The 2,895-nt window shown below is 65.4% G+C and carries 2 protein-coding genes; both read right to left on the bottom strand.

Going from position 1 to position 2,895, the window contains the following annotated elements; translation table 11 throughout:
• Positions 1-146: 146 nt before the first annotated feature.
• Positions 147-2,171, bottom strand: a complete 2,025-nt coding sequence (locus tag ABSG20_RS33830) for a pyrroloquinoline quinone-dependent dehydrogenase (RefSeq protein WP_423868785.1) — start codon at positions 2,169-2,171, stop codon at positions 147-149.
• A gap of 50 nt (positions 2,172-2,221) precedes the next feature.
• The gene (locus ABSG20_RS33825) at positions 2,222-2,581 is read right to left on the bottom strand and encodes a hypothetical protein (RefSeq protein WP_423868784.1); all 360 of its coding nucleotides are present in this window, start codon (positions 2,579-2,581) and stop codon (positions 2,222-2,224) included.
• Positions 2,582-2,895: the final 314 nt, after the last annotated feature.

Genomic DNA, 2,895 nt, shown 5'->3' with positions numbered 1-2,895 from the left:
CTGATATCGCGGCCACACACGTAACCAACACCGCCGATGCCGCGCCCCCACCCCACCCTCCCCCGCGAAGAGCGGGAGAGGGAGTGAGAGGCCAATGCCCGCGGCCTGAAATGACAGGTTTCTTGGAATCGATCTACTAGATGCTACTAGCCGGCGGTCCTGCGCGGTGTGGCGCGCCGCCGCCAGCGCCATGCCGCGGCCGCGATCAACGCAAGCGCAAGGACAGACACGATCGCCTTGCTCCGGAAACGTCCACCGGGACGGTCGATGGTGCGCGACCACAGCGAGGGCGCCTCTCCTGTCCGCGCCAGGCGGAACGCCACCACGCTGTCGCCGATCGTGGTGCCGGATTCGGAATGGCCGCCGGCGGCGATCGCGACATATTGCTCGCCCTTCCAGAGATAAGTCATGGGATTGGCGACGCCGGGCACCGGTAGCCTGCCCTGCCACAACTCCTCGCCCGATTTGGCGTCGAAGGCACGCAGATACGCGTCCATCGCGCCGGTGAACACCAGGCCCCCGGCGGTGACCGCGACGCCGTTGACGAGTGGCGTACCCCACGCGAAGGCTAGTCCGAGCGGCGCGCGGTCTTCCGTGGTGCCGACGGTCGAACGCCACAGGATTTTTCCGGCCTTGAGGTCGAGGGCAACCAAGGCGCCCCACGGCGGCTTGTTGCAGAGCAGCCCAAGCTTCGACATCGCCAGCTTGCGCGTCATCGCAAAGGGCGCGCCGGTTTGCAGTCCGAAATCGACGCCCGGGGGAGGCTTGAGAGCTTCCGCTTCGGCGCGCGGGATCAGCTTGACGAGATGCACGACGTAGCTGGTGTTGGCGTAAAGGATCTGGTTCACCGGATCGAACGCCGCGCCGCCCCAGTTCACGCCGCCGCCGGTCATCGGGAAGATGACCGTGCCTTGCGTCGAGGGCGGCGTGTAGAGCCCGTCATTGCGCAAGCCCGAAAGCTGCGCGTCGCAAGACGGGCTGCCGATGATCGGCAGGAACTTGAATTCGTCCTCGGCCGCGAAACGTTGCGGCATCAGGTCGGGCACATGGGTCGGGAACGGCTGGGTCGGCGAGAGCATCTCGCCCTCCACACCACCCTGCGGCACGGCGCGCTCCTCGACCGGCCAAACCGGCTTGCCGGTGTCGCGGTCGAGCACGAACACAAAGCCCTGCTTGGTCGGCTGGATCACGACGTCGCGCAGAGCCTCGCCGGTATCGATGCGCGCCAGCGTCGGCTGCGCCGGCAGGTCATAATCCCAGACGTCGTGATGCACGGTCTGGAACGACCACACGAGTTCGCCGGTCTCGCCTCTCAGCGCGACCACCGAATTGGCATGTTCGTCATTGCCGGGGCGCTTGCCGCCCCAGAAGTCAGGACTCGGCGACGTCGTCGGCAGGAATACCAGCCCGCGCGATTCATCCGAGGACATTGGCGCCCAGACATTGGCGTGGCCAGCGCTGATGCCATCGTGAACCAGGGGGTCGAAGCTCCAGCGCGCGGTGCCGGTTCGCGCGTCGAAGGCGCGCACGATGCCAAGCGGCGCATCGACGCGCATATTGTCCGATATCGAAGAGCCGACCACGACCACGCCATGGCTTACTACCGGCGGGGAAGTGATCTGGAATTCGCCTGGCCACAGCAACGGCTTGCCGATCTCGATTTTCACCTCGCCATTGGCACCAAAATCGGCGCAGGGAGTACCGGTCCTGGCGTCGAGCGCGATCAGGCGGGTGTCGTTGGTACCCATGAAAATCCGCGAGCGGCAGGCCGCGCCTTCGGCCGCCTGTTCGTCGACCCAATAGGTGACGCCCCGGCAGGCGTAGCGGTTGCCCGGCCGCTGGCCCGGCGAGACCTTGGGATCGTAGCGCCACTTCTGGGCGCCGGTGGCGGGATCCAGCGCGATCACTTCGTTGAAGGGCGTACAGAAGATCAGGCTGTCCTCGACCAACAGCGGGGTTGCTTCGAACTTCGTGCGCGCCATCAGCGCCGGGGTGCGAGTTTCGAGATCGCCGGTGTGGAATTCAAAGGCGCGCACAAGATTGCCGACATTGGCCGGCGTGATCTGCGCAAGCGGCGAGAATCGCTGTCCGCCGCGATCACCGCCCCAATGTTCCCAGGCGCATGCCGGTGCAGCGGCCAACAGCAGAAGGCCGAGCAATGTCGTGGGCATTCCAAAGCTCCGGGCCAGCGCAAACGCGTGGTCCTTGAGCGACATGCGGATCAGCCGCAATTCCAGATCGGCCCGATCGGTGTCCGCGTCCAGCACGGTCCGAAGCCGCCGCCATTGTAGCGCCCGCCGTAAAAGCCGGGCCGGCCGAAATAGTACCGGTCGCCATCATAGCCGTAATAGCTGGGAACCGGGTCAATATACCAGGGGCGCCGTTCGCGGCTCGCCAAACGCCGCATCGCATCTTTCTGGGCATAAAGCGGCAGGCTGTTGTTCAGCGGCTGATGGTAGCCCGGCAGGAAGCCGTAGCCATGCCAGCGCGGCGCAGGCCGCTTATGAATGGGCGCAGCCGTCGCGACCACCGACAGCAGCGACAGGACGACAGCAATGGATAGACATAAAAGGCGCGACATAGGCACATCATAGACAGTCGGCTGCGGGAGGGCTAGAGGCATTGGCCTCTCGCTCCCTCTCCCGCTCTTCGCGGGGGAGGGTGGGGGTGGGGGCCGCGGCATCGGCGGTGTCAGTTACGTGTGTGGCCGCGATACCCGATCGATGGATTTTCGCCCGGAGCTACCCCCTCCCCAACCCTCCCCCGCGAAGAGCGGGAGAGGGAGCGCAGCGTCGTAAGCGTCGATGTGATCAGAGCTTCGGAAACACTGACCTAGGCGATCTCCTCAATTTCGTTCGTGCGAGCTTCGAGTTCCGCCTGCATTCTGCAACCTAT

Origin of the sequence: Bradyrhizobium sp. (genome assembly GCF_049512235.1) — a bacterium.
GTDB lineage: Bacteria > Pseudomonadota > Alphaproteobacteria > Rhizobiales > Xanthobacteraceae > Bradyrhizobium.
The sequence above is the reverse complement of the archived record's forward strand: the minus strand, read 5'-3'. Positions and strand labels throughout refer to the sequence as shown.